This is a genomic window from Bradyrhizobium sp. WBOS07, from assembly GCF_024585165.1.
Lineage (GTDB): Bacteria > Pseudomonadota > Alphaproteobacteria > Rhizobiales > Xanthobacteraceae > Bradyrhizobium > Bradyrhizobium japonicum_B.
The window spans coordinates 6,112,038-6,138,754 of sequence record NZ_CP029008.1; the positions used below are offsets into that span (position 1 = coordinate 6,112,038).

At 66.4% G+C, this 26,717-nt stretch carries 26 protein-coding genes; 7 read left to right on the top strand and 19 right to left on the bottom strand.

Annotated features, from left to right (window positions below):
- The 5 genes from DCM79_RS28975 to DCM79_RS28995 form a co-directional block, all read right to left on the bottom strand.
- Window positions 1-963 carry an amidohydrolase family protein gene (locus DCM79_RS28975; RefSeq protein WP_257177482.1) on the bottom strand — a complete coding sequence of 321 codons (963 nt, stop codon included), beginning with the start codon at window positions 961-963 and terminating at the stop codon, window positions 1-3.
- Between the two features lie 51 nt (window positions 964-1,014).
- Window positions 1,015-1,575, bottom strand: a complete 561-nt coding sequence (locus DCM79_RS28980; RefSeq protein ID WP_257177483.1) for a hypothetical protein — start codon at window positions 1,573-1,575, stop codon at window positions 1,015-1,017.
- 24 nt (window positions 1,576-1,599) lie between these two features.
- Window positions 1,600-3,030: a TolC family outer membrane protein gene (locus tag DCM79_RS28985; RefSeq protein WP_257177484.1), complete on the bottom strand. Its 1,431-nt coding sequence runs from the start codon at window positions 3,028-3,030 to the stop codon at window positions 1,600-1,602.
- A 186-nt stretch (window positions 3,031-3,216) separates the two neighbouring features.
- Window positions 3,217-3,996 carry an enoyl-CoA hydratase gene (locus tag DCM79_RS28990; RefSeq protein ID WP_028135354.1) on the bottom strand — a complete coding sequence of 260 codons (780 nt, stop codon included), beginning with the start codon at window positions 3,994-3,996 and terminating at the stop codon, window positions 3,217-3,219.
- A 111-nt stretch (window positions 3,997-4,107) separates the two neighbouring features.
- Window positions 4,108-4,815, bottom strand: a complete 708-nt coding sequence (locus tag DCM79_RS28995) for a hypothetical protein (protein ID WP_257177485.1) — start codon at window positions 4,813-4,815, stop codon at window positions 4,108-4,110.
- Window positions 4,816-5,105: 290 nt separating this feature from the next.
- Between DCM79_RS28995 and DCM79_RS29000 the strand changes: the two genes are divergently transcribed.
- Together DCM79_RS29000 and DCM79_RS29005 are read left to right on the top strand one after the other, a co-directional pair.
- Entirely contained in the window at window positions 5,106-5,651 is a 546-nt protein-coding gene (locus DCM79_RS29000) for a sigma-70 family RNA polymerase sigma factor (RefSeq protein ID WP_257177486.1), read from the top strand.
- A gap of 2 nt (window positions 5,652-5,653) precedes the next feature.
- Window positions 5,654-6,292, top strand: a complete 639-nt coding sequence (locus DCM79_RS29005; protein ID WP_257177487.1) for a DUF1109 domain-containing protein — start codon at window positions 5,654-5,656, stop codon at window positions 6,290-6,292.
- Window positions 6,293-6,302: 10 nt separating this feature from the next.
- Here DCM79_RS29005 and DCM79_RS29010 read toward each other — a convergent pair whose 3' ends face one another.
- A complete protein-coding gene (locus tag DCM79_RS29010) occupies window positions 6,303-7,406 on the bottom strand; it encodes a DUF2336 domain-containing protein (RefSeq protein ID WP_257177488.1) in 1,104 nt (367 codons plus the stop codon).
- 60 nt (window positions 7,407-7,466) lie between these two features.
- Entirely contained in the window at window positions 7,467-8,624 is a 1,158-nt protein-coding gene (locus DCM79_RS29015; RefSeq protein WP_257177489.1) for a GGDEF domain-containing protein, read from the bottom strand.
- Between the two features lie 440 nt (window positions 8,625-9,064).
- Here DCM79_RS29015 and DCM79_RS29020 point away from each other — a divergent pair, with 440 nt between their 5' ends.
- From DCM79_RS29020 to DCM79_RS29035, 4 genes are all read left to right on the top strand, one after another.
- Window positions 9,065-9,634 (top strand): sigma-70 family RNA polymerase sigma factor, encoded by a 570-nt coding sequence (locus DCM79_RS29020; protein WP_028135360.1) that lies wholly within the window; start codon window positions 9,065-9,067, stop codon window positions 9,632-9,634.
- Window positions 9,631-10,326 (top strand): hypothetical protein, encoded by a 696-nt coding sequence (locus tag DCM79_RS29025; RefSeq protein ID WP_257177490.1) that lies wholly within the window; start codon window positions 9,631-9,633, stop codon window positions 10,324-10,326. The genes DCM79_RS29020 and DCM79_RS29025 overlap by 4 nt, the downstream gene beginning before the upstream one ends.
- A gap of 42 nt (window positions 10,327-10,368) precedes the next feature.
- Window positions 10,369-12,054 carry a S8 family serine peptidase gene (locus DCM79_RS29030; RefSeq protein WP_257177491.1) on the top strand — a complete coding sequence of 562 codons (1,686 nt, stop codon included), beginning with the start codon at window positions 10,369-10,371 and terminating at the stop codon, window positions 12,052-12,054.
- Between the two features lie 605 nt (window positions 12,055-12,659).
- A complete protein-coding gene (locus tag DCM79_RS29035; protein WP_257180873.1) occupies window positions 12,660-13,373 on the top strand; it encodes a TIGR03809 family protein in 714 nt (237 codons plus the stop codon).
- Window positions 13,374-13,499: 126 nt separating this feature from the next.
- Here the strand turns inward: DCM79_RS29035 and DCM79_RS29040 are convergent, their stop codons facing one another.
- From DCM79_RS29040 to DCM79_RS29075, 8 genes are all read right to left on the bottom strand, one after another.
- The gene (locus DCM79_RS29040) at window positions 13,500-14,870 is read right to left on the bottom strand and encodes a TIGR03808 family TAT-translocated repetitive protein (RefSeq protein WP_257177492.1); all 1,371 of its coding nucleotides are present in this window, start codon (window positions 14,868-14,870) and stop codon (window positions 13,500-13,502) included.
- Between the two features lie 197 nt (window positions 14,871-15,067).
- Window positions 15,068-15,724, bottom strand: a complete 657-nt coding sequence (locus DCM79_RS29045; protein ID WP_257177493.1) for a pyroglutamyl-peptidase I — start codon at window positions 15,722-15,724, stop codon at window positions 15,068-15,070.
- Window positions 15,721-16,707, bottom strand: coding sequence for a methylmalonyl Co-A mutase-associated GTPase MeaB (meaB, locus tag DCM79_RS29050; protein ID WP_257177494.1), 987 nt, complete (start codon window positions 16,705-16,707; stop codon window positions 15,721-15,723). Before meaB ends, DCM79_RS29045 begins: the two co-directional genes overlap by 4 nt.
- Window positions 16,708-16,728: 21 nt before the next feature.
- Window positions 16,729-17,073, bottom strand: a complete 345-nt coding sequence (locus DCM79_RS29055; protein ID WP_257177495.1) for a DUF86 domain-containing protein — start codon at window positions 17,071-17,073, stop codon at window positions 16,729-16,731.
- Complete coding sequence (locus DCM79_RS29060) at window positions 17,074-17,388, bottom strand: nucleotidyltransferase family protein (RefSeq protein WP_257177496.1); 315 nt, start codon at window positions 17,386-17,388, stop codon at window positions 17,074-17,076. It lies immediately after the preceding gene.
- A gap of 87 nt (window positions 17,389-17,475) precedes the next feature.
- Window positions 17,476-18,987 (bottom strand): tripartite tricarboxylate transporter permease, encoded by a 1,512-nt coding sequence (locus DCM79_RS29065; RefSeq protein ID WP_257177497.1) that lies wholly within the window; start codon window positions 18,985-18,987, stop codon window positions 17,476-17,478.
- A gap of 4 nt (window positions 18,988-18,991) precedes the next feature.
- Window positions 18,992-19,483: a tripartite tricarboxylate transporter TctB family protein gene (locus DCM79_RS29070; protein ID WP_257177498.1), complete on the bottom strand. Its 492-nt coding sequence runs from the start codon at window positions 19,481-19,483 to the stop codon at window positions 18,992-18,994.
- Window positions 19,484-19,686: 203 nt separating this feature from the next.
- A complete protein-coding gene (locus DCM79_RS29075) occupies window positions 19,687-20,679 on the bottom strand; it encodes a tripartite tricarboxylate transporter substrate binding protein (RefSeq protein ID WP_257177499.1) in 993 nt (330 codons plus the stop codon).
- Window positions 20,680-20,717: 38 nt separating this feature from the next.
- Between DCM79_RS29075 and DCM79_RS29080 the strand changes: the two genes are divergently transcribed.
- Window positions 20,718-21,374, top strand: a complete 657-nt coding sequence (locus tag DCM79_RS29080) for an SRPBCC family protein (protein ID WP_257177500.1) — start codon at window positions 20,718-20,720, stop codon at window positions 21,372-21,374.
- A 7-nt stretch (window positions 21,375-21,381) separates the two neighbouring features.
- Here the strand turns inward: DCM79_RS29080 and DCM79_RS29085 are convergent, their stop codons facing one another.
- From DCM79_RS29085 to DCM79_RS29100, 4 genes are read right to left on the bottom strand one after another with little or no spacing between them, the layout of a single operon-like run.
- Window positions 21,382-22,155 carry a DUF3298 domain-containing protein gene (locus DCM79_RS29085; RefSeq protein WP_373568129.1) on the bottom strand — a complete coding sequence of 258 codons (774 nt, stop codon included), beginning with the start codon at window positions 22,153-22,155 and terminating at the stop codon, window positions 21,382-21,384.
- Window positions 22,156-22,207: 52 nt separating this feature from the next.
- A complete protein-coding gene (gene scpA, locus DCM79_RS29090; RefSeq protein ID WP_257177502.1) occupies window positions 22,208-24,364 on the bottom strand; it encodes a methylmalonyl-CoA mutase in 2,157 nt (718 codons plus the stop codon).
- Window positions 24,365-24,379: 15 nt separating this feature from the next.
- Window positions 24,380-24,844, bottom strand: coding sequence for a GFA family protein (locus DCM79_RS29095; protein WP_257177503.1), 465 nt, complete (start codon window positions 24,842-24,844; stop codon window positions 24,380-24,382).
- Window positions 24,841-26,712, bottom strand: coding sequence for a methylmalonyl-CoA mutase subunit beta (locus tag DCM79_RS29100; RefSeq protein ID WP_257177504.1), 1,872 nt, complete (start codon window positions 26,710-26,712; stop codon window positions 24,841-24,843). Before DCM79_RS29100 ends, DCM79_RS29095 begins: the two co-directional genes overlap by 4 nt.
- Between the last annotated feature and the right edge of the window lie 5 nt (window positions 26,713-26,717).

Here is a 26,717-nt window from a genome sequence, read left to right on the forward strand (position 1 = left end):
TCAGAACCCGTAGAGCCGCGCCGGGTTGTCGACCAGGATCTTCTTGCGTACCTCCGCATCCGGCGCCCACACCGGAAGCTGGTTGAGCAGGCGGCCGTCATCGATCTGGTAGAGCGGCGCGATGTCGGTTGCCTTGCGCCCGTCGACCCGGCTGGAATCCGGATGCGGCCAGTCGGTGCCCCAGACGATGCGGTCCGCATTGGCCGCGATCAGCGCCTGGGCATAGGGCACCATGTCCTGGTAGTCGGGTGCGAGCTTCGAGGAACGATAGGCGCCGGAGATTTTCACATAGGCCTTGCCGGACTTGACCAGCGCGATCAGGTCGGAAAATCCGGGCTGCTCCAGGCCGAGCGAAGCCTCGAGCCCGCCGAAATGGTCGAACACGACCGGCACCGGCGCCGCCGCGACGAGGTCCTTGATCGCCGAGATCATCGCCAGCGTGGTGTAGAGCTGCACGTGCCAGCCGCGTGCCTTCATGCGCTCGACGGCGGCGGTGAAGCGCGGCCGGCCGACATTGGAATCGTTGACCCCGCCCGTCGCCAGATTGAGGCGGATGCCACGGAAGCCGTCTTGATGCATCGCATCCAGCTGTGCCTCGGTGGTCTTGTCGTCGATCACGGCGACCCCGCGCGCGGTCGCGCCGCGTGCCTTCATGCCAAACAGGGAGGAGGAATTGTCGGTGCCGTAGACGCTCGGGGTGACGATCACCACGCGCTCGATATGCAGCGCCTTGTGCAGCGCGGCCATTTCTTCAGGGCTTGCCGGCTCCGGCGTATAGACGCGACCTGCGAAGAACGGGAATTTTTCGACATCGCCATGGATGTGGGTGTGGCAGTCGCAGGCATGCGCGGGAACGTCGAAATTGACCGGCGTCGCGGGCTGCGCCGCACGTGCGTGGGCTCTGCTGGTCATGGCTGCTCCGGCGGCAAGGGAGGCAAGCAGGACGCTGCGTCGGTTGAGCACGGGTTCTCTCCCTGTTCTATTTTCTTGATAGTTGTAAGGGACAGTATCACATCAGCCTGGCAGCCGCCGCTGCGCTTCGCTGCATAGCTGCTCGATGAGGTCCGCAGGCGGGCGCGCGCCGTCGATGCGCACGACCGGGCAGGGCAGGCCTGCGAGCCAGGCTTCGTGGTTGGCGAGATTGCGGCCCTCGCGATCTCCGGCCTCGTAATGGGAGGCCCACTCGATAAAGGACTCGGTCTCGTCGTGGCGCCAGCCACCCGGCGCGATGGCGTCGGCGCCGAAATGGGCCGCCTCGCGGGCGCGCAAGCGCTGCAACCGGATCTCGCGCGGCGTCGTCACGAAGACCACGAGATCGAACAATGGAACAAGCTCCTCGCCCCAGCCGGTGATGGATCCGCTCAGCACCCAATCCAGGCGCGGCAGAAACATCTCGTGCATCAATCGCAGCCGCTCGGATGCCGGACGCGTGGTCCGGTAGGGCGGCGCGGTCGGCAGCCAGAAATAGTCGTCGGTGTCGTGATGCGGCAGCGCAAGCCGGCCCGCAAGGGCGCGGCCGAGCGTCGTCACCCCGGAGCCCGAAGCTCCCATCAGATGGATGCGGCGGCTTTGCATCGGCTCCGCCCGGATGAGTTGAGCCTATTGTCCCGACGGCGTGCGCAGGCCGTGCCAGGCGTCGCGGACCTGGTGGTAGTGCACCTCGGGCAGGTAGTCCGGCGTGTTCAGGTTCAGCGTCTTGACGTCGAGATGGCCGATGGCGCTGAGCAGCGTGTAGGAGGCGATGACGCGGTCGCGCTGCGCGCCGATCAAACGGGCCTTGGCCTGGATCAGGTCGGCCTGCGAGTTCAGCACGTCCACCGTGGTGCGCTGTCCGCCGGCGGCCTCGCGCTGCACGCCCTGCAGCGCGACGGTCGCAGCTTTCACCTCGGACTCCGAGGCCGAGACCGCGACCTTGGCGCCTTCGTTGGCAACCCAAGCGCTGACCGCGGCCGTGCGCGCCTGGTTGCGAATCTGGTCGAGCACGAGCCGGCTCTGCGCCGTGATCTCCTTGGCCTGCCGGGTCTGCGCGGCGGCTTGGCCGCCGTCATAGATCGGGGCCGTGACGTTGGCGATGATCGAAGCCTGGTCCTCGGCGAAGGTGCCGAGCGTCGGATCGTTGTTGCGGCTCTTGCTGGCGCTGCCCTGGATGGTGGCGCTCGGCAGCAATACGCCTTCGGCGATGCGGATGTTGGTGGAGGCAACGTCGACGTCGAAGCTTGCGGCCATCACCGCCGGATGCTGGCGGATCGCCATCGTCATGGCGTCTTCGCGGCTCTTCGGCAGATAGCGGTCGACGGCCTCGGCGGCCCGAAGCTGCGACGGTGAATTGCCGATGACCTGCGCATAAGTCGCCTGGCTGACGGCAAGTGCGACCTCGGCGGCGTTGAGATCGGCAAGGCCGCGATTGAGGCGCGCCTCGGCCTGCGCGCTGTCGGTCGGCGTGACATCGCCGGCGTTGAGGCGGCGCTGGGTGACCGCGAGCGTCTCGCGCAGGAAGGCCACGTTGGAACGCTGCGCCTCGACCAGCGACTGGTTGGCGAGCACGTTGGTGTAGGCGGTGACGGCGTCGAGCAGCACGCCCTGGCCGACATTGCGCAGCGCCTCGCGGCCCGACTGCACCTGGAGCTCGGCGGCCCGCACGTTGTTGGCGGTCCGGAAGCCGTTGAACAGGGTCTGCGTCACGGTGACGCCGATAATCCATGGCTTCAGGTTGCCGGTCTGGATGGTGTTGTCGGGCAATAGATTGCGCACTGATTGCAGGCCGGCGCTGAGGCTCGCCACGATCTGCGGTCGGTAACCGGCGAGGGCCTGCGGCACATTCTCGTCGGTGGCGCGTTGTCGCGCCCGTTCGGCATTGAGCTGCGGATTGGTCTGGTAGGCCCTGGCGAGCGCGTCCGGCAGGGCTTCGGCCCAGGCGGCGGAGGGCAGGGCGCCACAGAGCGCCAGCGCGGCCCATGTGGCAAGCACGGCACCTGCGCCCGGTCGGCGCCGCATCATCACGCGACCAGCTCTGGCGGCACGCCCAATCATGTAATCCCGCTTAATCCCGGCTGTCCGCCCCCGCCGACGGTGGCCTCTTAGCTGTTTAACCAGCCGAGGTCCCGCAGGCAAACTGCCGCGGGGAAAACCCCCATGAAATCCGTGCTTGTTGCAGCTGCGTCACAGGGATCCCGTGTAACGTGGCGAGCCTTTCAACAGCCTGACCGTTCGGCGCCGTTACCGGTTCTTGTTCACCGGCTTGCGCTTCTCGATGAACGCCGCCATGCCCTCGGAGCGGTCCTCCAGCGCGAAGGTCGCGTGGAACAGGTTGCGCTCGACGCTCATGCCTTCGGCAAGCGTGGTCTCGAAGGCGCGGTTCACCGCTTCCTTGGCCATCGCGGCGGCAGGGCGCGACATCGCGGCGATCTTCTCGGCCGCGGCCATCACCTCGTCCATCAGCTTGTCGGCGGGCACGATGCGGCTGACGAGGCCGCTTCGCTCGGCTTCCGCCGCATCCATCATGCGGCCGGTGAGGCACAGGTCCATGGCCTTGGACTTGCCGATCGCGCGCGTCAGGCGCTGGGTCCCGCCGATGCCGGGAATGGTGCCGAGCGTGATCTCGGGCTGGCCGAACTTTGCGGTGTCGGCGGCGATGATGATGTCGCACATCATGGCGAGCTCGCAGCCGCCGCCGAGCGCGTACCCGGCAACCGCCGCAATCGTCGGCTTGCGGCAACGGGCGACGCGGTCGCCGCCGATCGCGGCAAAATCCTCCGAGAACATGTCGATGAAGGCCTTCGGCTGCATCTCCTTGATGTCGGCGCCGGCTGCAAAGGCCTTCTCGCTGCCGGTCACGACGATGCAGCCGATGGCATCGTCCGCCTCGAGATCGTCGACCGCGGCGGCGATCTCGCGGAAGACGCCGAAGGAGAGCGCGTTGAGCATTTTTGGCCGGTTCAGCTTGATGATGCCGACCGCGCCTTTGCTCTCGACGATGATGTGTTCGAACGTGCTCATGCTCCACCCACGCGTTTGATTGAGCGGGCAATGTGCCCGCTGGCGCGGATGGCTTCAAGAGGGCCGCAGATGCCAGGACGCGCGGGGCCGCGCGTCCCGGCGGAACCGCGATCAGGCCATGAACATGCGCGCGGCGGACGCAAGTGTCAGCAGCGTGCCGACGCCGATGAAGATCTTACCGATCAGGGAGCTCTGGTCCCAGGCCGAGCTCTGCTGGCTGCTTGCCATCACCGGCGCCGGCCGGGGCTGGGCCTCGGTTGCGGCAATGACCGCCTTCTGTGCCGGCGGATCGTCCTGTTGCGCGGCCCGGTCGATGTCGTTGAGCTGATCGGGTGCGACGACCTGGCTCTCGGCGTTCGGGGCGCTGGTATTGTCGGCCGCGGCCTGGACATTGTCGTTGGCCCGGTCCGTCATCGCGGAGGCCGCAGCCGAGGTCGGCGTGTCGGTGGCGGCGAGCTGCGCGTTGGCGTTGGCAACTGCCGGCGGCATCTGGCTCGAGGCCGGCAGGTTGTTGTCGGCCGCCTTGCTCTCAGATGCCTTGCTGTCAGGCTTGCTCTCAGGCCGGCTGTCAGACTTGGCCTCGTCGGCCTTTGCCTGAGGATCAGCCTTGTCGTCCGGTTTCTGTGCCGTCTTGCCGCTGTTGGTGCGGCGAGACTCCTGGTGGCGCCGATGCTTGCCCGGCTTGGCCGCGTCGGCCTGCTTGCCCGCGCTGTCCGATTTGCTCGCGGCTGAGCTTGGCTCCGCCCGTGCAGAGCCACCGAACAGCAACAAAAGCCCGGCCACAACAATCAGGGCCGCGCGCCCGCTGGCTTTCATCATGTGATGATCTCCCCAATTCCGCCCGTCCCGGAAGCGAACAGAGACCCTGGGGCGTGACGACAGCGGGGCGGAAAATGGGAATCTTCGGGCACCACCGGGCAAAAACGGGGCAAACCGGCTCCGTGCTGCCGGCCGCCGGATGCGGGCCGGGGCGATCGGTGTTATGAGCCGTCGCGGAGATTGACGGCCGTATCGGTCGCGAGGCCCTTTCAATGATCACGAATTCGTGATCTTTGCCGCCTCGCGTAACAAATTGATCGAGCGGCCGAATTGCATGGTGAGGGGCGCGCGTGCGCGGACGTGAGGACGAATGGACCGGCCTGATGCGGTCGGCCATGGCAGGCGATGATGCGGCGTATCATCGCCTGTTGAAGGCGGTCACGCCGGTGCTGCGCGCTGCGGCGAGGCGTGGCCTGGCGCGGGCCGGGCAGCCTCCCGATCAGGCCGAGGATATCGTGCAGGAGATTTTGTTGGCGGTGCACCTGAAGCGGCACACCTGGGACAGCGAAGCCCCCTTCGCGCCCTGGCTGTTCGCGATCGCCCGCAACAAGCTGATCGATGCGCTCAGGCGGCGCGGAAGGCGCGTCTTCGTCAACATCGACGATTTCGCCGAGACGCTGCCGGGCGAGGCGCCGCAGGAGACGGCCTCGGCTGGCGAAGTCGCGGCGCAACTGGGCACGCTGCCGCAGCGCCAGCGCGACGTGCTGCAGTCGATCGCGGTCGAGAGCGCCTCGATCAAGGACACGGCGTCGAAGTATTCGATGAGCGAAGGCGCGGTGCGGGTCGCCCTGCATCGCGGACTTGCGGCACTGACTGCCAAATTGCGGGACCACTAGTCATGGATACCGACCAACTGATCCGCTCGCTCGCAGCCGACAACGCCCACCGCGTGCCGCGCGTCGGGACCGTGTTGACCATGGCGCTGCTGGTGGCTGCGCCTCTGTCGATCCTGATTTTTGCGACCTTCCTCGGCATGCGGTCGGACGTGATGACGGCCATCCGCAATCCGTTCTTCGACATGAAGTTCGCGGTCACATTGTCGCTCGCGATCCCCGCGATCATCGTCAGCCTGCACCTGTCGCGTCCCGAAGCCTTGATGCGCGGCTGGGGCTGGCTGCTGCTGCTCCCTGTCGGGTTGCTGGCGGTCGCGATCGGCAGCGAGGCGATGATGGCGCCGGCGATGCCGATGACGATGCGGCTGATGGGCAAGAACTCCAGGGTGTGCCTGGTCGCCATCCCCGCGATGTCGCTGCCGCTGCTCGCAGGTGCGCTGTTCGGCCTGCGGCATGGTGCGCCCTCGCATCCGGCGCTTGCAGGCGCGCTCGCCGGCCTGGTCTCGGCCGGCCTTGCCGCGACGCTCTACGCCTCGCATTGCACCGACGATTCCCCGCTGTTCGTCGCGACCTGGTACACGCTCGCGACCGCGCTGGTGACGGCGATCGGCGCGGCGGTGGGATCCAAAGTCCTAAGATATTAACGAGCCAGCTTCACGCCGCCGGAATCGTGCTCTGCTGCATGCGGTGGAAGCGCAACACCTGCTGCGCGGTCGACGAGCGCAGCGCCTGGTAGGTGTCGCGCAGCGTCAGCACGTCGGTCTGCGGGCCGCCCGAGAGCTTCTCGCGCATGGCGATGATGGCGCGCACGCTCGGCCAGGACATGCCCGCGACCTTGGCGAGGATCATCACGCCCTCGGTGCGGCTTTCGATCATCATGGTCTCGGCGGTCTCGACCGCGACGCCCGCGAGCGCGGCGAGCCCCGCATTGGTCTCGTCGAACTTGCCCTGCTCGGCGAAAGTGGTGAGCTGGAATTCGTCGAGGCGGCCGTCCTCGTGCAGCGATTTCACCAGCGCGCGCGCCATCTCGGTCTGCTTGTTCATGGCGGCGGCGCGCATCCTCTGGGCGACTTCCTGGACCACGCTCGACACCTCGTCCGTGAACTCCGGATGCGCCGCCTCGAGCTTCCTGCGCACGCTCAAGGACGCCTTGCCGACCAGCTTCAGATAGTAATGGCGCGGCAGGTCGGGCCGCAGGCCGATGCAGGTCGCGAGGTCGTCGTCGCGTTCGGCGCGGGTGACGAGGTCGGTGAAGCTTCCCTCGGAGAGCCGCGCGCCCGGATTATTGACGGTCGACTGCACCACGTCGGCGTCGCCGCGCGTCACTAGCACGTCGGTCAGCGCCTCCGACAGCACGCGCCGGAGCGAGATCGCCTTGAGATGCGCCTGGCCTCGCGTGCGCGCGATCTCGATCAAGGTCGTCTCGTCCAGCCGTTCCGATTTCGACAACACGGGCCCGGAGACCTCGATGACCTCGTCGAGCGCGAGCGTGCGGATGATTTGCGGCGGCGCGGCCGCGATCGGTGCGAGGCGGTCGGCAAGCAGCGCCTTGGCCGACGTCTCGATCTGTTCGACCAGGCACTGGAACACGTCGTCGAACAGGCGGATGTGGTCGTCGGAATAGTCGACCGCGTTGCCCACGAAGAGATCGGTGACGCGGCGCAGCGTCTCGACGCGGCGCGCCACGGTGCCGTGCGAGAGCGCAGTCTGCAATTCCTCGAGCAGGTTCTCGGATGATTTGATGGATTTGGATCTCATTGCCCTGTCCTGGAGCGTTCGGTCCGGCGGCTTCTGTCGCGCCGGAATCAAATGGATTGGTCAGCTGGTTGCAATGCGGTTGCGCCCTTGCGCCTTGGCGGAATAGAGCGCGCGGTCGGCGCGGGCGAGAAACGTGTCGGCAGTATCAAGGTCGCGCAGCGTCACGACGCCCGCAGAAAGGGTCACGCGCATGCCCGGGGAGAATGCACCCCAGTCGAGATCGGCGACGATGCTGCGCAGGCGATCGAGCATGCGCCGCGCGGCATCGCCCGACGTGTCCGGCAGCAGCAGCAAAAATTCCTCGCCGCCGTAGCGGCCAAAGCTGTCGGATGGGCGGATATTGGCGAAAATGGTGATCGCGAAGGTGCGCAGCACCTCGTCGCCGACGGGATGGCCGTGGGCGTCGTTGATACGCTTGAACCAGTCGAGATCGATCAGCGCGATCGCGCAGGGAGCCGAGGTCTGTCGCGACTTTTCGATCTCGGCGTCGAGAAGGCGCATGATGCAGCGGCGGTTGTAGGAGCCGGTGAGTTCGTCGAGCTCGGCCAGTTCCTCGATGCGGCGATAGGCGGCCTTCAGCTCGATGCTGCGCCGGTACAGGATCTTGCGCAGGGTTGCGCCGAACAAGCCGAGGAAGGCGCACTGGCCGATCACCAGCACGAAGCACAGCATCGAGGCGGTTCGCTCCAGGCGGGTCGCAACCGGCAGTCCGATCGGCAGGTCCGTGCCCAGGAAGACGAAGCCAAGCCCGCAGGTGGCAAGGCCCCAGGTGACCATCGCCTGGCGCGAGGTCATGCGCAGCGTGCCGAACGCGAAGATCAGAAACAGCACGGCGACGAACGCGACCCCGATCGTCGGCACGGCGAGCAGGAACAGCAGCTGCAGCGCCATATGCGCCGAGATCTGGAACACGGTGAGGTAGTGATCCTCAAACCGGTCGCCGAAGCCGGCTTCCGACAGCACGGTGAAGGTCCCGATGATCAGGAGGCCGCCGAGCCAGAACAGCGACGGAACGGCCATGTCGACCGTGCCGCCATAGGCGTAGAGCAGCAGGACGGAGGCGCCCAGCGAATAGCTCGCGACTTGGCCGATATACATCTGGCGGCGCTGCCGGGCCCGCCGCGCCCGGACTTCGGGGGCCGCAGCCTCGGGGGCGAGGACGATATCCGCGACCTCAGCAGCATTTCTCTCGGGAAATGACGTCGCGGCCGTGCCCATGATCCCGCCAAAGGTGGATGTCAGCGTAAAAATCTACGTGGCAAGCCTTTAGGTTTGGTATCCTTTGAAACCGAATCCGAACCGTGCAGCACGGAACAAGGTGATGGGCCGGCGAAAGAAATTTTGCCGGCGGTCAGGCATCGGTTTGCGGTGCCATCGAGCCTAAGTTGGTCTTGGCGAGACAGATGTCGTGCGGCGCTGCTATGGAACCGGACGGGGCCGGGCCGCCTGTGCCGGACAGGCATTTCCGTAAGGAAGTATCTCAGTATTATGTTACCGATCTGGATTGTGGCGGCCGACGGCTGCGGGCGGGACAGCAAAAAAGCGCGTATGTGGGGTGGATCACACCGGCGCCCGTACGAGTGCGGTAAATTGAACAATTTTGCACCCCCAGTCGAACCGTCTGCTGCGCCGACCCGACCAACCTTGCGAGACGGCCTTTGAGCGTGACACAGGCGGCTTCGGACGAGGTCCTGATCGCCAGGATCGCCCAGGGTGACCGGCTCGCCATGCAGGTGCTGTACGGGCGGCACCATGTCAGGGTCTACAGGTTCGGGCTCAGGCTCGTGCGGGACGAGCAGGCGGCGGAAGACCTCATCAGCGAGGTGTTTCTCGACGTCTGGCGTCAGGCCGGCAAGTTCGAGGGCCGATCCGCCGTTTCGACCTGGCTTCTGGCGATCACCCGATTCAAGGCCCTGTCTGCGCTCCGGCGCAGGAAGGATTTCGAGCTGGACGAAGACGCCGCGAACGCGATCGAGGACACGTCCGACGATCCGGAAACGGTGGTGCAGAAGAAGGATACCAGTGCAGCGTTGCGGGGGTGTCTGACGGGCCTCTCGCCGGAACACCGGGAAATCGTCGATCTCGTCTACTACCACGAGAAGTCCGTGGAAGAGGTGGCCGAAATCGTCGGGATACCGGAGAACACTGTGAAGACGCGCTTGTTCTATGCGCGCAAGAAACTGGCCGAACTGCTGAAGGCAGCCGGCGTTGAGCGAGGCTGGCCATGATGGCTTTGAGCAAGAAGATGCTGGAGCAAGAGCCCGGTGAAATTGAACTGCTGCTGCCGTGGCACGCTGCCGGCACGCTGAATGCGCGCGATGCGCGCCGGGTCGAGGAAGCGCTGGCGCGCGATCCCGAGCTGGCCAGGCAATACGCCGCGATCCGCGGCGAATACGAAGAGACCATTCATCTGAACGAGAGCTTGGGGGCTCCCTCGGCACGCGCGATGCAGAAGCTGTTCGCCGCGATCGACGCCGAGCCGGCGCGGGCGACCGGCTCGCTGCCGCTGTCGGCGCGCATCTCGACCTTCTTCGCGAGCCTGTCGCCGCGCACGCTGGCGTGGTCGGCGGGCCTTGGCGCCGTCGCGCTCGTGCTGCAAGCCGGCGTGATCGGCGCCGTGCTGATGAAGAACCAGCCCGCGACCTTCCAGACCGCTTCGCTCTCGACCAGCGCGCCGATCACGCGCGAGCTTGGCAGCGCCGCCGCGCCGGCACGCGCCCTGGTGCGCTTCACGCCCGAGGCGCGCATTGCCGACATCACCGCGCTGCTCGACAGCTACCACGCCTCGATCATCGACGGCGCCAGGGGCGGCATGTTCCGCCTCCAGTTCGACAAGGCCATGAGCCAGGACGAGCTGGCTTCACTGCTCGGCAAGATGCAGCGCGAGAAGTTCGTCAACCTCGCCGTCGCGGCGCCCTGAAGCATGATCCGGAAAAGTGCGCAGCGGTTTTCCGTAGAGATCATGCTTAAACGGCAAGCGGTCGGCGCGGCGATTCTGATTGCCGGCTGTCTCGGCGTCGAGGTGGCGCAGGCGCAGGCGATCATGCGCACCCCCACCATCAGCGTGCCCTCGCGAACGCCGACTGTCTCGCCGAACATCACCCCTCGGGTCAGCCCCAATATCGCCGCGCGGGCCGTCAACGTCGGCCCCGGCCCGCGGACGATCGCGACCATTCCCCACACCACGACGTCGCGGATCCGGCCGCCGACGACGGTGCTGCCCCATACGCGCTACTCGCCGAACCTGTATCAGGCCTGCACCGCGCCCTATCGCGATGCCGATGGCGAATGCCTGGCCCAGCCGAGCGCGGGCGGGGGTGGCTCAGCCAAATCCGGCAAGAAGAGCGCCGGCAAGGGCCGAGGCGACGCTACGCCGGCCCCCGCCGCCAACCTGCGCAGCTTCGCCAACGAATTCGTGGCGGAGATCGACGGCACGCTGTCGCCCGGCGATGCCGACGCGCTTGCCCGCCGGCACGGCTTGACGCGCATCTCGTCGGAGAATTTCCCGCTGATCGGGGCCACCATCGGTCTGTTCCGCATCACCGACGGCCGTCCGTACGAGACGGTGCGGCGCGAATTCGCGGCCGACGGCAGCGTGCGCTCGGTCCAGCCGAACTTCCGTTATGCGCTCCAGGACCAGAAATCGAGGACCCCGAGCGACGGCGATCCCGCCCAATATGCCCTGGCCAAGCTCCGCCTGCCGCAGGCGCATAAGCTGGCGCAGGGCGCCAACGTCACCATCGCCGTGATCGATTCCGGCATCGACGCCCGGCATCCCGAGCTCGCCAATTCCGTCGCCGACAATTTCGATGCGCTCGGCAGCACCGAGGGGCCGCACGTCCACGGCACTGGCATCGCCGGCGCGATCGTGGCGCATTCCCGGCTGATGGGCAGCGCGCCCGAAGCGCGCATCATCGCGATCCGTGCCTTTGGCGGCGCCAACGGCGGCACCGAAAGCTCGTCCTACATCATCCTGCGCTCGCTGAATTACGCCGCCGAGCACGGCGCGCAGATCGTCAATATGAGCTTTGCCGGTCCCAAGGACGCGGTGATCGAGCGCGCCATCGCGGCCACCGCCGCGCGCGGCCTCGTGCTGATCGCGGCCGCCGGCAACGCTGGCGCGAAGTCGCCGCCGCTCTATCCGGCCGCCAATCCCAACGTCATCGCGGTCAGCGCCACCGACCAGCAGGACAGGCTGTTCACCGCCTCCAACCGTGGCAATTACATCGCCCTCGCGGCGCCCGGGGTCGACATCTTCCTGCCGGCGCCGGACGGCAAATACCAGATGACGTCGGGGACCTCGTTCTCGGCGGCCTATGTCTCCGGCGTCGCGGCGTTGCTGCTCGAGCGCAATTACGCCTTGAAGCCGGAGGCGCTGCGCATGACGCTGGCCAAGACCGCGCGCGACCTTGGCTCGCCCGGGCGTGACGAACTGTTCGGCGACGGCCAGACCGATGCGTTTGCCGCGGTGATGGCCGTTCCCGCCGACAGCGCAACGCCGGTCGCGGCTGCGTCCGGTACAACAAAACGTGAAGATGCCGGCAAGCGTCGCGATGAGCCCAATAGCCGCGCGATCGAACAACCTTCGTTGTCGAGTGCGGAAGAGAAATCCACGGATTCTCAGGCGGATAGGCCGACAGCAAGATAGCGGCTGCGACAAAGATGCACGCGCGCCGAAGACCAAAAAAGCAAACGTCGCGTTGAACGTTCAGCTCCCTGCCACGACCAAATTATGTGGGAGCGGTCATCCCTCCCCATAGGTCATATCAGGCGCGAGCGCCCATCCACCCCAAGCGCCCATATGGCTCGACCCGTCCGGTTGTCCCCCCGGACGGGTCTTTTCTTTTCAGGATACTTTTTGAACGCAGCGGATTCCGGTTCGCGTGACGAAGATGCCTCAAGACCAGAATCCGGAGCATCGATGCTTCGGGCGTCGCACTCTTTGGAAACGCCGCGGACGCTCAGCTTTCGGTTGAACGGCCAGGCCGGCATCCACGTCCCGCCCGGGCAAGCAAGCGGCAGGTCCGCTATGCTTGGGCGAAGCTTGACTCGAAAACGCAGTAAATCTCCGCACGACTACGGTATTTGACGACGTGGGCGGCGTCGTTGCTGGACAAGTCAAATCTTTTCCACAAAATATTCATGTCGCGTTGAAATTGATTCGTGTGCGTTGCGTCCCCGCGTCCGTGTTCTCTCCCGACGGGCTGGTTCATGACACATCGCCAAGAATCCGACTGCGCGTCTGCTCGTGTCGTGGCTGCGGGCCGCGACGTCGCGGCGCGCTGGTGCGCTCTCGCCGAGCAGCGGCTGCAGCATCTCTCCGAAATGTTCGAGACCGGCCGCTGGCGCCGGTATCACTCCGAGATCGCATTCCTCGAAAACATCCAGGAAGCCAAGCTCGCGGTCCAGACCTGGCGCGCGCTCGCAACCGGTGGAGACGTCGCCGAGGCCGCGGCGAGCGTGACCCCGGCATTCGGCTGGTCGCCGGCGACCATGCCCCGCGTATTTCCGCGCGAGCAGCAGGCGCAGACCGTGCAGCCGAAGTCCGTCCATATCGCCCCCGAGACCGTCGTGCCGGTCAAGCTTGATCCGACGCCGGACGTCCTTGCCGAGGTCACCGAAGCACTGCTCGCCGCGCCCGCGGCCCCGGCGTCATTTACCGCGCCTGCCGAGATGCCATCGCTTAAGGCTCCGGCTGCGAGGGCGCCGCTCACCGCACCCGCCGTGAGATCGCCGCTCGCCGCGCCAGCCGCAATGGCTCAGGTCACCGCGCCGGAAGTGAAGCCGCCGCTCGCGGTGCCTGCCGCGAAGCTGCCGAAGGCTGTGCCTGCCGCGATGGCGGCGCTCCTGTCGCAATTCGTCCCGCCGGCCGAGGAAGTCGTCGCAGCCCCCGAGCGCGTCGTCGAATTCACCTTTAGCCTCGACGGCCTGGAAGCCAAGTACCCGCTGCTCAGGAATGCGTTCTAACCCTCCCAAGGTGGGAGAGGGGAAGCAACCGCGGCTCTCGCCCCGTCATCCTGAGGCGCGAGCCATGGGACGCGAGGCGTCCCGTGGCGAGCCTCGAAGGATGAACGGCCCGGCCGCCAGCCGCGCCTACCTTCGGACCGCATTGCCGCCGAGCACCACCTGCGCAAATCGTTGCGCGCCCTCTGCCAACAGATCCGAGGTCACGGCACGGGCGTGATCGAGGCCGACGACGGCGCCGCGCGGGGTCTCCGAGATCATGTTGTTGTTGACGAGCGCAATGCCGGCGCCCGGCACGACGGAGACGCCCACACCCGCCAGTGCCCTGCGGATCACGTTGCCCGTGATCGCGACGTCGCGCAGATATTTGCCCCAGCCGGCGACGATGCCGTAGGATGGTGCGTTCTCGATCACGTTGCCGGTCACCGACGTATCCGCCTCGATGTAGATGCCGACGCCGGCATCGTCGTCCGGTGCGGTGCCGATCGGCCGCTTCGGGATCAGGTTGCGGATGATGTTGCCCTGGACCACGGCGATGCGGCCGCCCTCGTTGAAATTGCACACGGAGACGCCGACGGCGGCGCCATCGACCGTGTTGTTGGCGATCACCGCGGCTTCGAACGCGAACTCCGAATAGAGCGCGACCTCGCGCACGTCGCTGACGCTGTTGCCGGTGATGTGGATATTGGAGGCCGAATTGCCGCGCACCGCGGAATAGTCGCAGTTCCTGATGCGGTTGCCGCGCACGATCACGTTGCCGGCACGGAAAGCGTTGATGGCGTTGCCGTACTGCCCGGAGCCGCCGGGGCCCGCCTTGATGTTCTCGATGCGGTTGTCGGCGACCAGCGTGCCGTCGTCGCCGATCGACGTGCGCAGGATCTCGATCCCGTTGTCATTGGTGCCGAGAATCGTGTTGCGGGAGACGTTGAGGCCTTTGGCATCGAACGACACCAAAGCCGTCACGGCGATGTCGGTGAAGATATTGCCGGAGATCTCGCCGGACACCTGCTCGAGCCAGATGCCGCTGCCGCCCGGATTCGTGATCTCGCAATCGGCGATGCGGACGTCGCGTCCGCCGAGCAGGTGGACCAGGCCGCGCCGGGCCGGCAGCGCAATGCCGCCGCCGTCGACGGTGATGCCGGAAAGACCGACGGAGTTCGAACCCTCGCTCTGGATCGCCGAGGTCCCGCCGGTGAAGAGAATCTTCGTTGCTCCGCGCACGCCGATCAATTGTGCGCCGTGCGGCAGCCGCAGCAGCCCGCTGCGGTAAACGCCGGGCGGCAATGCCAGCGGCATCTGCGCCCGCGCGGCTTCATCGATCGCACGTTGGAGCACGCGGGTCTGATCCTCGCTGCTGCCGGGGCGCACGCCGTATTGCGTGGCGTCGCGGCCGAGCAGGGACGTCAGCGGCGCCGCGCGCGCGGCGTCGGCCGGCATGGCCAGCGCACCGGCGAGGCCGGCGGTGGAAGCTCCGATGAGGTGACGACGATTGAGGTCCATGAGGCGTCCTCCGGCGACGCGGGCGTCCGCGAGGCCTAGGTAGCGCAGGGCGGCCGAGGGCGCGGGGATTGTTTGCGGTAGGGTTAAATGTTTACCGCCAAGACGCTGCCGCAGGGTGGGCAAAGCGAAGCGTGCCCACGATCTGGTGGCTGACGGAACGAGATGGTGGGCACGGCGCAAGAGCGCCTTTTCCTACCCTACGAGGTCGGCGTGGTCCGCTGCTTCCGTGCCAACTGCACCATTTCCATCAGCATGGCCTCGCCGGCATCGACGAGTTCCTCCAGCGTGATCCGCGGCGCCCCCTTGCGGCGCGCGGCGCTGCTGCGCGCGAGCAGGGGGATATGGACGAACGCCGCGAGCTGCGGACCGCCCGCCCTGACGTTCTCGATCGCGCGCCAGCTCAAATAATTGCAGAGATAGGCGCCGGCATCGCGCGAGGACCGTGCATCGATGCCGGTGAGGCGCGCGGCGCGCAACAGCCTTGCGGTATGCGGGCCGAACGTCATGGCGTCCGCGTGGCCGGCGATGCCGCGCTTGCTCGATCGGGTGTTGGCGGCATCGGGCCAGAGCATGGTGACGGCATTGCGCGCTCGGGTCTCGATCCGCAGGTAAGGCGTGCGCGCAGCAAGGCCGAACATCAGAAGCGCATCCGGCCTCACTTTCGCGAGCACCTCGGGCAATTGCCGGTCGACCGCGGCATAGGTGACCGGGAAGATGTGGCTGGCGATCGCGACATCATCGAGTGCCGGACGGCGCAATTGCGCCAGCCGCGCCACCAGCGGCTGGGTCGGGTTATGGGGCGCGCCGGGAAACGGCCCGAAGCCGGTGAGGAGGATGCGGAGTTTTTCGCTCATTGCAGCAATCCCAGGATCTGCTCGGCGGCGAGTGCCGGGGTGAGGTGGCCCTCGGCGACCTCGGCTTCGATCTTACGGACCTTGGTGCGAACCGATGCCTCGCTGCGCAGCCGCGCCAGCATGCGCTGCTCCAGCATCGACCACATCCATTTCACCTGCTGTTCGCGCCGCCGCGCGGCGAAATCGCCGGAGGCATTCATCGCCTTGCGGTGGTCGAGCACCTTCTGCCAGAGCTCGGCGATGCCGGTGCCGGCCAGTGCCGAATAGGTGACGACGGGGGGATGCCAGTGCTCGGATCGCGGAGCCAGGATATGCAGCGCGCCGCGATAGTCCGCAGCGGTAATGTTGGCGCGCTTGAGATTGTCGCCGTCGGCCTTGTTGATCGCGATCATGTCGGCGAGCTCGACGAGGCCCTTCTTGATGCCCTGCAGCTCGTCGCCGCCACCCGGCAGCATGAGGGCGAGGAAGAAATCGGTCATGTCGCAGACCGCGGTCTCGGACTGGCCGATGCCGACGGTCTCGACCAGCACGACGTCAAAGCCGGCCGCCTCGCACAGCAGCATCGCTTCGCGCGTCTTCGCCGCCACGCCGCCGAGCGTGCCCGAGGACGGCGACGGCCGGATGAAGGCATGGTCGGAGGCCGACAGCCGCGCCATCCGCGTCTTGTCGCCGAGGATCGAGCCGCCGCTGCGCGCCGAGGACGGGTCGACCGCGAGCACCGCGACCTCATGGCCATGTTCGATGAGATACGTCCCCAGTGCGTCGATGGTGGTGGATTTGCCGACGCCCGGCGAGCCGGTGATGCCGACGCGGAACGCCTTGCCGGTGTCCGGCAGCAGCATCTGCACCAGCTCGCGCGCCAGCGCCTGATGGTCGCCGCGCCGGCTCTCCACCAGCGTGATGGCACGCGCCAGCGCCGCGCGGCTGCCGGCGCGGAGCTCCTTGGCGAGGGTCTTGATGTCGATGGATTTGCCAATAGTCATGATTGTTTTCGCGTCCAGCCGCTAGCGGCCCGACATGCGAATGTGTCTTTCAGCGCAGGATTTCAACGGTGGAAGGTGAGCTTGAATGATTTCCCAGACGATCTCGGCTTTCGTCATATGGTAGGCATGACGTAGAAGATTTCCGAAGTCGATCATCCTGCGCCAGTCGATTTCAGGCTCAGTTCGCTTGATCTCATCCGGGATGAATCTTGAAGCCTCGCAGATGATCTCGAGAAGGCGCTCGATTGCCAGACGGGCGGTCCTTTCTGAGACGAACTGATCGAAGCTGAGGCCCTTCACGACGCTTTCGATGTCGGTAATGGCTTCCAGAATATCTCGCAGCCGGTCTTCCGCGGTCGGCGGCATTCAGAAGACCTCAACCAAATCATCCGCGATCCGCTCGGCTATGCGCGGCTTCAGCAAGTCTCGCATCGAGATCTGCGCTCGAAGGCCGACCTCATCTTCGATCAGGTGCAGGACCCTGAAATAGTCGAACCGCGGCGTTTCCTCGCGCGAAGTGGTCTCGATCAGAACATCAAGATCGCTGTCGAGCCGTGCGTCGCCGCGGGCGCGGGATCCGAACAGGTACAGGCGGGTGACCCCCGCGGCTCTCAAGGCGGGAGCAAGCTCTCTGAGCTTTCCGACAATCGTCTCGAGCGGAATGTCTGCGACCTCTGTCATGGCCCGATACTAGCACAGGGTTGCAGCCTGGCCCAGCCGCCGACCTCGACCACCCGGGGTGGGGCAGGGCGAGAGCCCTCGCCGATATCACCGGCTCGCCGCTGCCGTGGCTTGCGGCTGCTTCACCTTGCGCCAGATCCACACCATCACCGGCCAGAGCAGGGCACCGATCGCCATGGCGGCGAGAATGGCTGCGATGGGACGTTCGAAGAACGGCAATATGCTGCCGTCGGACTTGATCAGCGAGGTCACGAAGGCCTGCTCGACCATGGTGCCCATGACGATGCCGAGCACCATGGCGGCGACGGGATAGCCGTTCGTCTCCATGACATAGCCGATCACGCCGAAGGTGGCGACGGTGACGACGCCGAACATGTTGTTGCCGATCGCGAACGAGCCGACCGCGCAGCACAGCATGATGATCGGCATGATGGCCGAGCGCGGCGCCAGCAGGATGTAGGCGGCGACCCGGATCATGGCGATGCCGAGCGGGATCATCATGATGTTGGCGATGATGAACATCAGGTAGATCGCGTACATGCTCGACGCCTTCTCGGTGAACAGCGTCGGGCCCGGGTTGAGACCCTTCATGTAGAGCACGCCGATCGCGATCGCAGCGATGGTGTCGCCGGGAATGCCGAACAGCAGCGAGGGCACCCAGCCCGAGGCGATGCTGGCATTGTTGCTGGCGCCGGCCTCGACCAGGCCCTCGACATGGCCGGTGCCGAACTTTTCCGGCTCCTTGGAGAAGCGTTTCGACATCGCATAGGAGACCCAGGCGGCCATGTCGGCACCGGCGCCGGGCAGCACGCCGATGATGATGCCGACGATGTTTCCGCGCGTCATCTGCCAGCGATACAGCTTGGTCAGCTTCCATTGTCCGGCCAGGATGCTGCCGAATTTTCGGCGCGGCAGCGGCGGCGGCTCGGGCGTCAGCATCGCGCGCATCACCTGCGCCACCGCGAACACGCCGACCAGCGCCGGGATCGGCTCGATGCCCCCGAACAGGTCGGTGAGGCCGAAGGTGAAGCGCGGCACACCGCCGGGATTCTCGATTCCGATGCAGGCAACGAGCAGGCCGATGAACATGCCGGCGATCGCCTTCACCGGCGAGGAGCGCGCGACCAGAGTCGCGCACATCAGGCCGAGCAGCGCCAGCCAGAAATATTCGAAGGTCGAGAACGACAGCGCGATCTCGGCGAGTGGCGGCGCCAGGATCATCAGCGACAGCACGCCGGCGATGCCGCCGACGGCGGAAAACCACACGCCGGCCCCGAGCGCGAGCTCGGCTTGGCCCTTGCGCGTCATGGCATAGGCTTCGTCGGCATAAGCGGCGGAGGCGGGCGTGCCGGGAATGCGCAAGAGCGCGCCGGGGATGTCGCCCGAGAAGATCGCCATCGACGATGCCGCGACGATGGTCGCGATCGCCGCGATCGGCGACAGGTAGAACGTGACCGGGACGAGCAGGGCGGTCGCCATGGTTGCCGACAGGCCCGGCAGCGAGCCGATCACGAGGCCGTACACGGAGGCTGCGAACATCGAGATGATGACCTCCCACGTGGAGATCAGCGCGAACGCGTCGAGCAGGGTTTTCAGCATGGGATTACCAGGGCGTCGGCAGCAGGCCGGCGGGCAGCGGCACGCGGAGCAGCTTGCCGAAGATGAGGTGGACGGCGAAGGGCGAGAGCGCGGCGAGCGGCAGAGCCAGCTTCCACTTGGCGCCGAGCGCCGTCGAGGTGACGTAGACCATGATCGCTGCGGTGATGATGAAGCCGAGCCTGTCGGCTGCAACCACGTAGAACAGCAGCAGCAGCGGCGGCAGCAAAGCGCGCAGGCCATAGAGCCTGCCTTGCGGCGGCGGGGCTGCCGCTTGGCCGTCCTCCAGCGGGATCAGCTCTTCCTCCTCCTCGAAGGAGTGGCCGATGCCGAACACGATCGCGAGCCCGCATAGTGCAAGGCCGCAGCCGATCACCAGCGGGAACACGTTGGGGCCGACCGGCTGTCCGGGCACCGGCGGTAGGATCCAGCCGCCATAGGCGGCCGCCGCGCCGAGGGCGATGAGAAACGATCCCGTGACGGAGTCGGGAAGACGCATGGAGTGTGGTCCTGTGAAAGAAGTTCTCCCTCTCCCCGCGTGCGGGGAGAGGGGCGGGTGAGGGGGAGTCTCCGCGGGGACGGAGAGAGTTGGATGCGCGGAGAGGTCCCCTCACCCGAATTCGAGTTTTGCTCGAATTCGACCTCTCCCCGCACGCGGGGAGAGGTGAAGGAGCACTCAGCGTGGAGCGTCGCCGAGCCAGATCACGCCTTGCTGAGGCCGGCCGCCTTCATCGCTCCGCCCATCTGGGCGTCGCCCTTGTCCATGAAGCTGGCGAAGTGGGCGGCATCGCCCCACACCGTGCCGAAGCCGCGATTGCTCATGAAGTCCTTGAACTCGGCGGAGTCGTAGACCTTCTTCAGCGCCGCTGTGAGCTTGGTTGCGATCTCAGGCGGCAGGCCCTTCGGTGCGCCGATGCCGCGCCAGGCGCCGGTCGCGTAGTCGATGCCCATCGCCTCCTTCAGCGTCGGCACGTCCTTGAAGACCGGATTGCGTGCCGGCGCCATGATGGCGAGGCTCCTGGCCTTGCCGGCCTCGATGATGGCGCGCGCCTCCGGCACCGAGCAGGTGGTGAGGTCGAGCCCGCCGGCGGCGAGATCCTGCATCGCAGGCGCCGCGCCGTTCGACGGCACCCAGGCGACCTGGTTGGCGGGCAGGCCCATCGCCTGCATCCAGCCGACCAGCGCCAGATGCCAGATGCCGCCCTGGCCGGTGCCCGAAGCCTTGAACTTGCCGGGAGGCGCGGCCTTGATCGCGTCCGCGAGTTCCTTGACGGTCTTGTAGGGCGAGGACGAGGAGACCTGGATGCCGGGGGGATCCTCGTTCATCAGGGCCAGCGGCGTGTAGCTTTTCGGCGTCAGCTCGGTGAGGCCCTGCCAGTGCATCATCGAGATTTCGACGGTGAGCATGCCGATCGTGTAGCCGTCGGGCTGCGCGGTCGCGATCGCGCTGTGTCCGACCACGCCGGAGCCGCCGGTGCGGTTGACCACGTTGAAGGGCTGGCCGAGATCCTTCTCCAGCAGTGCGGCGACGATGCGCGCGGTCGCATCGGTGCCGCCGCCGGCGCCCCAGGGCACGATCACCGTGACCGGCCGGGCCGGATAGGCCTGGGCGAGTGCGGGCTTGAACCCGAAAGCGGCGGATGCCGCGACGGCAGCGGTCGAAGCCGCAAAGGTACGGCGCGAAATCTTGGACATTGAATGCCTCCCAGCGGCGCCCGTGACGCCGGGCGCTCTTGATCAATGGCGACATTCTAGTCGGCTTTGCAGCGCCGCCGCAAGGTAGCGCTACCAACGAGATCGACATGTTGTGTGAAAACAGCACGCCCTTTGCATGGGCGGTCGGAAATCGGGTGGGTTTTGCCGGCATGCTTCGCCAACCTGAGCGCGTAACCAAAGCCAAAGGCAAGCTATCGATGACCCAAGCCTATTACAGCGCCGTGCTGGACTGCCCGCTGGACGACGCCTGGTCGCTGATCCGCGATTTCAACAACTATCCCGCCTACATCGACGGCGTCAGCGAGAGCGTGATCGAGGACGACAAGCGCGGCGATGAAGTCGGCGCCATCAGACGCTTCTGCTATCTCGGGAACTGGATCCGCCAGCGCCTGGTCGATCATTCGGACCGGCAGCACACCCTGACCTATGCCGGTCTCGAAGCGCTGCCGTATCCGCAAGATGACGGAGACCGGCCGCCGGCGCCGACGCGCTATCAAGGCAGCATGCATCTGCGCCCGATCGTGGAAGGCGACCGCACCTTGATCGAATGGTCGGTCGCCCTCGAGACCGAGCCTGCGGACGCCGATCGCTGGCAAGCCCTGTTTGCGTCCTGGATTCCCGATTGGACGGATTCGCTTGCGCGGACGTTGGCGCGAATCCATCCGCGATCCTAGCGACCGTTCACGGCTCCTCGGCGTCGCCCTTCGGCCGTGCGCCGCCGAAGGTGCGGGTGCCTTCCGCGCTCAGGTAAGGCTTCAGCGTCTCCCACGGCACGAAGGCGACATACTCGCCCTCGGCATAGGGACCGACGGCGTAGGGCGGATAGTGGAAGGTGAGGCCGGAGCTCTTGCCCGCTTCGGTCGAGGGCGCCAGCGTCACGGCGCCGATCTTCAGCAGGCTCGGTTTCAGCTCCTTGAACCATTCGTCGGTTGCGGTCTCGCCGGCATCGCGCTTCTTCTTCTCCGCCTTGAGCGAGACGATGATGGCCTTCGCCATCGCCTTCATGGTCGCGCCGTTGTCGGCGGTCTCGGTGAAGAACGGACGGATCGAGATGCGCTTGGTGTCGGCCTTGTCCCACAAAATCGTGTTCACGTCCGAGTTCGGATGCGCACCCCTCGTATTCATGTAGTCGTTGCGCAGGATGCTGACATAGCGGTCCGCAACGACGGAGCGGATCTCATATTTGCGCTCGAACTCCCAGCCACCGTCCCTAGAGAACTGCGGATCGGCCTTGCGCGCGGCGGCAGCTTCCGCGGCATTCTTGTCGAGCCACTTCTTGCCTTCCGCCAGGCAATCCGCCGCCAGGGCCGCATCCGCCTTGATCCTGTCGTCGAGGAAAACGCGCGCCTCGATGCTCTTGGTCCTGACGACGGCGTCGGGCTTGGGGGCGGCGGCGTGGGCGGGACTGAACAGCGCGCTGCAAACCATGGCGACAGCGAGCGCACGCGTGAGCATTGGCGCGAGAAACATCACGCAAAATCCTTCTTGCCGGAAGTTCGAGCGACGGCTACTCCGCCGCCTCGCTATGCCCCAGCCGGGCGTTCAGCTTGCGGATCAGCTCCTCGGCGGCTTCCGCGATCACCGTGCCGGGCGGGAAGATCGCCTCCGCACCGGCGGCATAGAGCGCATCATAATCCTGCGGCGGTACCACGCCGCCGACGATGATCATGATGTCGTCGCGGCCTTGCTTCTTCAGCGCGGCCTTCAATTCCGGCACGGCGGTGAGGTGGGCGGCGGCGAGCGAGGAGACGCCGAGGATGTGCACGTCGTTCTCGACCGCCTGCCGGGCGGCTTCGTCGGCGGTCGCAAACAGCGGCCCGATGTCGACGTCGAAGCCGATGTCGGCGAAGGCCGAGGCGATCACCTTCTGGCCGCGGTCGTGGCCGTCCTGGCCGATCTTGGCGACCAGGATGCGCGGGCGGCGGCCTTCCGCCTCCTCGAAGGCGTCGATCAGCGCCTGAACCTTCTCGACCTGGTTGCCCATGCTGGACGCCTCCCGCTTGTAGACGCCGGTGATGGATTTGATCTCGGCGCGGTGCCGGCCGAACACCTTCTCCATCGCGTCCGAAATCTCGCCGACGGTCGCCTTGGCCCGCGCCGCGTCGATGGCGAGCGCGAGCAGATTGCCGTTGCCTTCGCCGGCCGAGCGCGTGATCGCCGCGAGCGCGGCATCGACGTCCTTCTGGTTGCGCTCGGCTTTCAGACGCGTCAGCTTGTCGATCTGCAGGCGGCGGACGTTGGAATTGTCGACCTTGAGGATCTCGATCCTGTCCTCGTCGGTCGGCTTGTACTTGTTGACGCCGATCACCGCCTGCTTGCCGGCATCGATCCGCGCCTGCGTCTTGGCCGAAGCCTCCTCGATCCGCAGCTTCGGCAGGCCGGCCTCGATCGCCTTCGCCATGCCGCCGAGCTCCTCGACCTCCTGGATGTGGCCCCACGCCTTGGCCGCGAGGTCGCGCGTCAGCCGCTCGACGTAATACGAGCCGCCCCAGGGATCGATGATGCGGGTGGTGCCACTCTCCTGCTGCAGGAATAGCTGGGTATTGCGGGCGATGCGGGCCGAGAAGTCGGTCGGCAGCGCCAGCGCTTCGTCGAGCGCGTTGGTGTGCAGCGACTGGGTGTGGCCTTGGGTGGCCGCCATCGCCTCCACAGTGGTCCGCATCACGTTGTTGAAGACGTCCTGCGCGGTCAGCGACCAGCCCGAGGTCTGGCTATGGGTGCGCAGCGACAGCGAGCGCGGATCCCTGGGGTTGAACGGCTTCAGGAGCTTCGCCCAGAGCAGGCGCGCGGCACGCAGCTTGGCGACCTCCATGAAGAAATTCATGCCGATCGCCCAGAAGAACGACAGGCGCGGCGCGAAGCGGTCGACGTCGAGACCGGCGGCAAGGCCCGCGCGAAGATATTCGACGCCGTCGGCGAGCGTATAGGCGAGCTCGAGATCCTGCGTCGCGCCGGCTTCCTGCATGTGATAGCCGGAGATCGAGATCGAATTGTATTTCGGCATCTTTTGCGAGGTGTAGGCGAAGATGTCCGAGATGATCCGCATCGAGGGCGCGGGCGGATAGATGTAGGTGTTGCGCACCATGAACTCTTTCAGAATGTCGTTCTGAATGGTGCCCGACAGCTTCTCCGGCGGCACGCCCTGTTCCTCGGCGGCGGCGACGTAGAGCGCGAGAATCGGCAGCACCGCGCCGTTCATGGTCATGGACACACTCATCTGGTCGAGCGGAATCCCTGCGAACAGCGTGCGCATGTCGTAGATGGAGTCGATGGCGACGCCGGCCATGCCGACGTCGCCGCCGACGCGCGGATGATCCGAGTCATAGCCGCGATGGGTGGCAAGGTCGAAGGCGACCGAGAGGCCCTTCTGCCCGGCGGCGAGATTGCGGCGATAGAAGGCGTTGGAATCCTCCGCCGTGGAGAAGCCGGCATATTGCCTGACCGTCCAGGGCTGGTTGACATACATGGTCGGGTAGGGACCGCGCAGATAGGGCGCGATGCCCGGATAGGTCTCGAGGAAATCGAGCCCGGCAAGATCGGCTTCGCCATAAGCGGGCTGCACCAGAATGCCCTCGGGCGTCAGCCACGGCTCGGCGCTGCCGGCGGGTGCTGCAGTGGTTGCCCTCTCGAAGGCGACATCGGCAAAGTTCGGAATGCGGCTCATGCTTCAACCATATCATCAATCATGATCCGGATGCTGATGGCTGACGATGGTCGCCATCTTCTCCGGTCCGTAATTCTGCTGCGTGGTCTGGCTCGGCAGGTTCGCGATGCCGACCACCCAGCCGAGGCGGGATTCGGTGCCGAACTGCCGCGTCGGGATCACCCGGTCAGGGCGATCGAAGGCGCCGGTCATGATCTCGATCCGGTCGCCGTCGATGCGGCCGAAGCTCAGTGGCGTGCCGCAGGCGGCGCAAAAGCCGCGCTCGGCGATGGTCGAGGAGCGGAAGAACGACGGCTGTCCCCTGGTCCAGGCAAAGTCGGTCTTGTTGATGTCGGCAAAGGATGCGAACGGCGCGCCGGCCGCCTTCTGGCACATGCGGCAATGGCAGATCGAGACCCGGTTCGGCGCCGTCGTCACGGCGAAGCGCACCGCGCCGCATTGGCAGCCGCCGGTGAGAACGGGTTTGCTGGCGTCGGTCATGGCTGCTCCATCCGTCGGTAGGCGTCTTGCAATGTGGCAAGCGCATCGCCTCCGGCGAAGACAAAACCCGTGACGCCGGCGGTCCGCAACGCCGCCTCGGCATCAGTCGGGCGGCCCGCCAGATAGATATGTCGGGCGCCTACGCTTTGCAGGGCCTTCGCGCCAGGTTCCGCGCGATCGGCATAGACCTTGTCGCTGGAACAGATGCAGGCGAGCTCGGCGCCGGAGGTCTTGAAGGCGGCGGCCAGCCTGGCCGGATCGGCAAAGCCTTCGCTATCGATGGCCTCGATGCCGCCGGCCTCGAAGAAGCTCTTGGCGAAGGTCGCGCGGGCGGTGAAATCGGCGGCCGTGCCGAGATTGGCCAGGAACACTTTGGGCCGCGCGCCGCGTGCCTTCAGCACGGCATCCGACTTGTCGCGCAGTGCCTCGAACGGTTCCGCGAGCCGGATCGGCGGCAGTGGATCGAACCTGTATTTCTGCTCGCCGTACGGTGCCAGCGCGATCGGCGTCGCCGTCAGCACGGCTGCTTCGCTCTCGTGCAGGTTTGGGAACTCGCTGGCGCCGGTCAGCACGTCGCGGCGCTTTGCGATGTTGGCGTCGCGCGCCTTGCGCGCGGCCGTGACTTTGCTCTGAAACAGGCCTTGCTGAAGCGCGGCAAAGGCGCCGCCGGCCTTTTCGCTCTCCTGGAACAAGGCCCAGGCGGCCTCGCAGAGCTGCGCCGTCAGCGTCTCGATGCCGCCGCTGCCGGCCGCGGGATCGCTGACCTTGGCAAGGTTGCTTTCTTCCAGGAGCAGGAGCTGCGTGTTGCGCGCCACGCGCCGCGCGAACGGATCGGGGAGGCCGAGCGCCAGCGTGTGCGGCAGCACGGTGATCGCGTTGGCGCCGGCGAGGCCAGCGGCAAAGGTCGCGATGGTCGCGCGCAGCATGTTCACGTAGGGATCGCGCTGCGTCAGCATGCGCCAGGCCGTATCGGCGGCGATGAAAAGCGGCTTGGGCGTCAGTCCGCAAGCCGTCTCGATCCGCGCCCAGAGCAGGCGCAGTGCGCGGATCTTGGCCATGGTGAGGAACTGGTCGGCGTCCGCGGCAAGCCGGGCATAGACCATGCCCTGCGCGGCTTCCAGCGGAATGCCGTCGCCTTCGAGCGCGCGTAGATAAGCGACGCCGCAGGCGAGCACGAAGCCGAGCTCCTGCACCTCGGAGCCGCCCGCATCGTGGATCACGCGTCCGTCGGCGGAAGCGAACGGCCCCTTGAAGCCGAGCCCGGCGAGCCCCTTGATGGCGCCGGTTATCGCCGGCGCGATTTCGTCCCAGGTATAGGGGCTGTGTCCCCACACCGCGCCGGCCGCGAGCGGATCGAGCCCGAAGCGGATGTTGCAGGCGGCGGGACCGAGGCCTTGGCTCTTCACATATTCCGCGACATGGATCGCCGCCATCCGAGACTGCGGACCGACCTCGAGCTCGAGGCCAATCCCGGCGTCGAGATGAATATCCTTCAGGACCTTGGCCACCGCGTCGGCTGAAGGTTCCAGCCCGAAACCGCGCGCGCCATTGGCGCCGGCGAACACCAGCGCGAGCCCGGTCGCGCCGTTCTCCAGATCCTGCAATGCCTGCGCATTTGCGAGCGCCGCATCGGGATGGTCGATCCGCTGCATGATTTGCCAGGGCGCGGCGGCCGGCCGCCCCACCACGGGCGCGACGCCCTTGGCGCGCGGATAGAGCGGATCGATCTTGATCCCGTCATAGGTCTTGCCGACCAGCTTCTCGAACGGCGCGCCCTTCAGCACGCCATCGACCAGCTTCCGCCAGTCTTCGACGGTCGCCTTGGGAAAATCCGCCGCCAGCGGCAGGTCGTCAGTCACGGAGGTCATGCGGC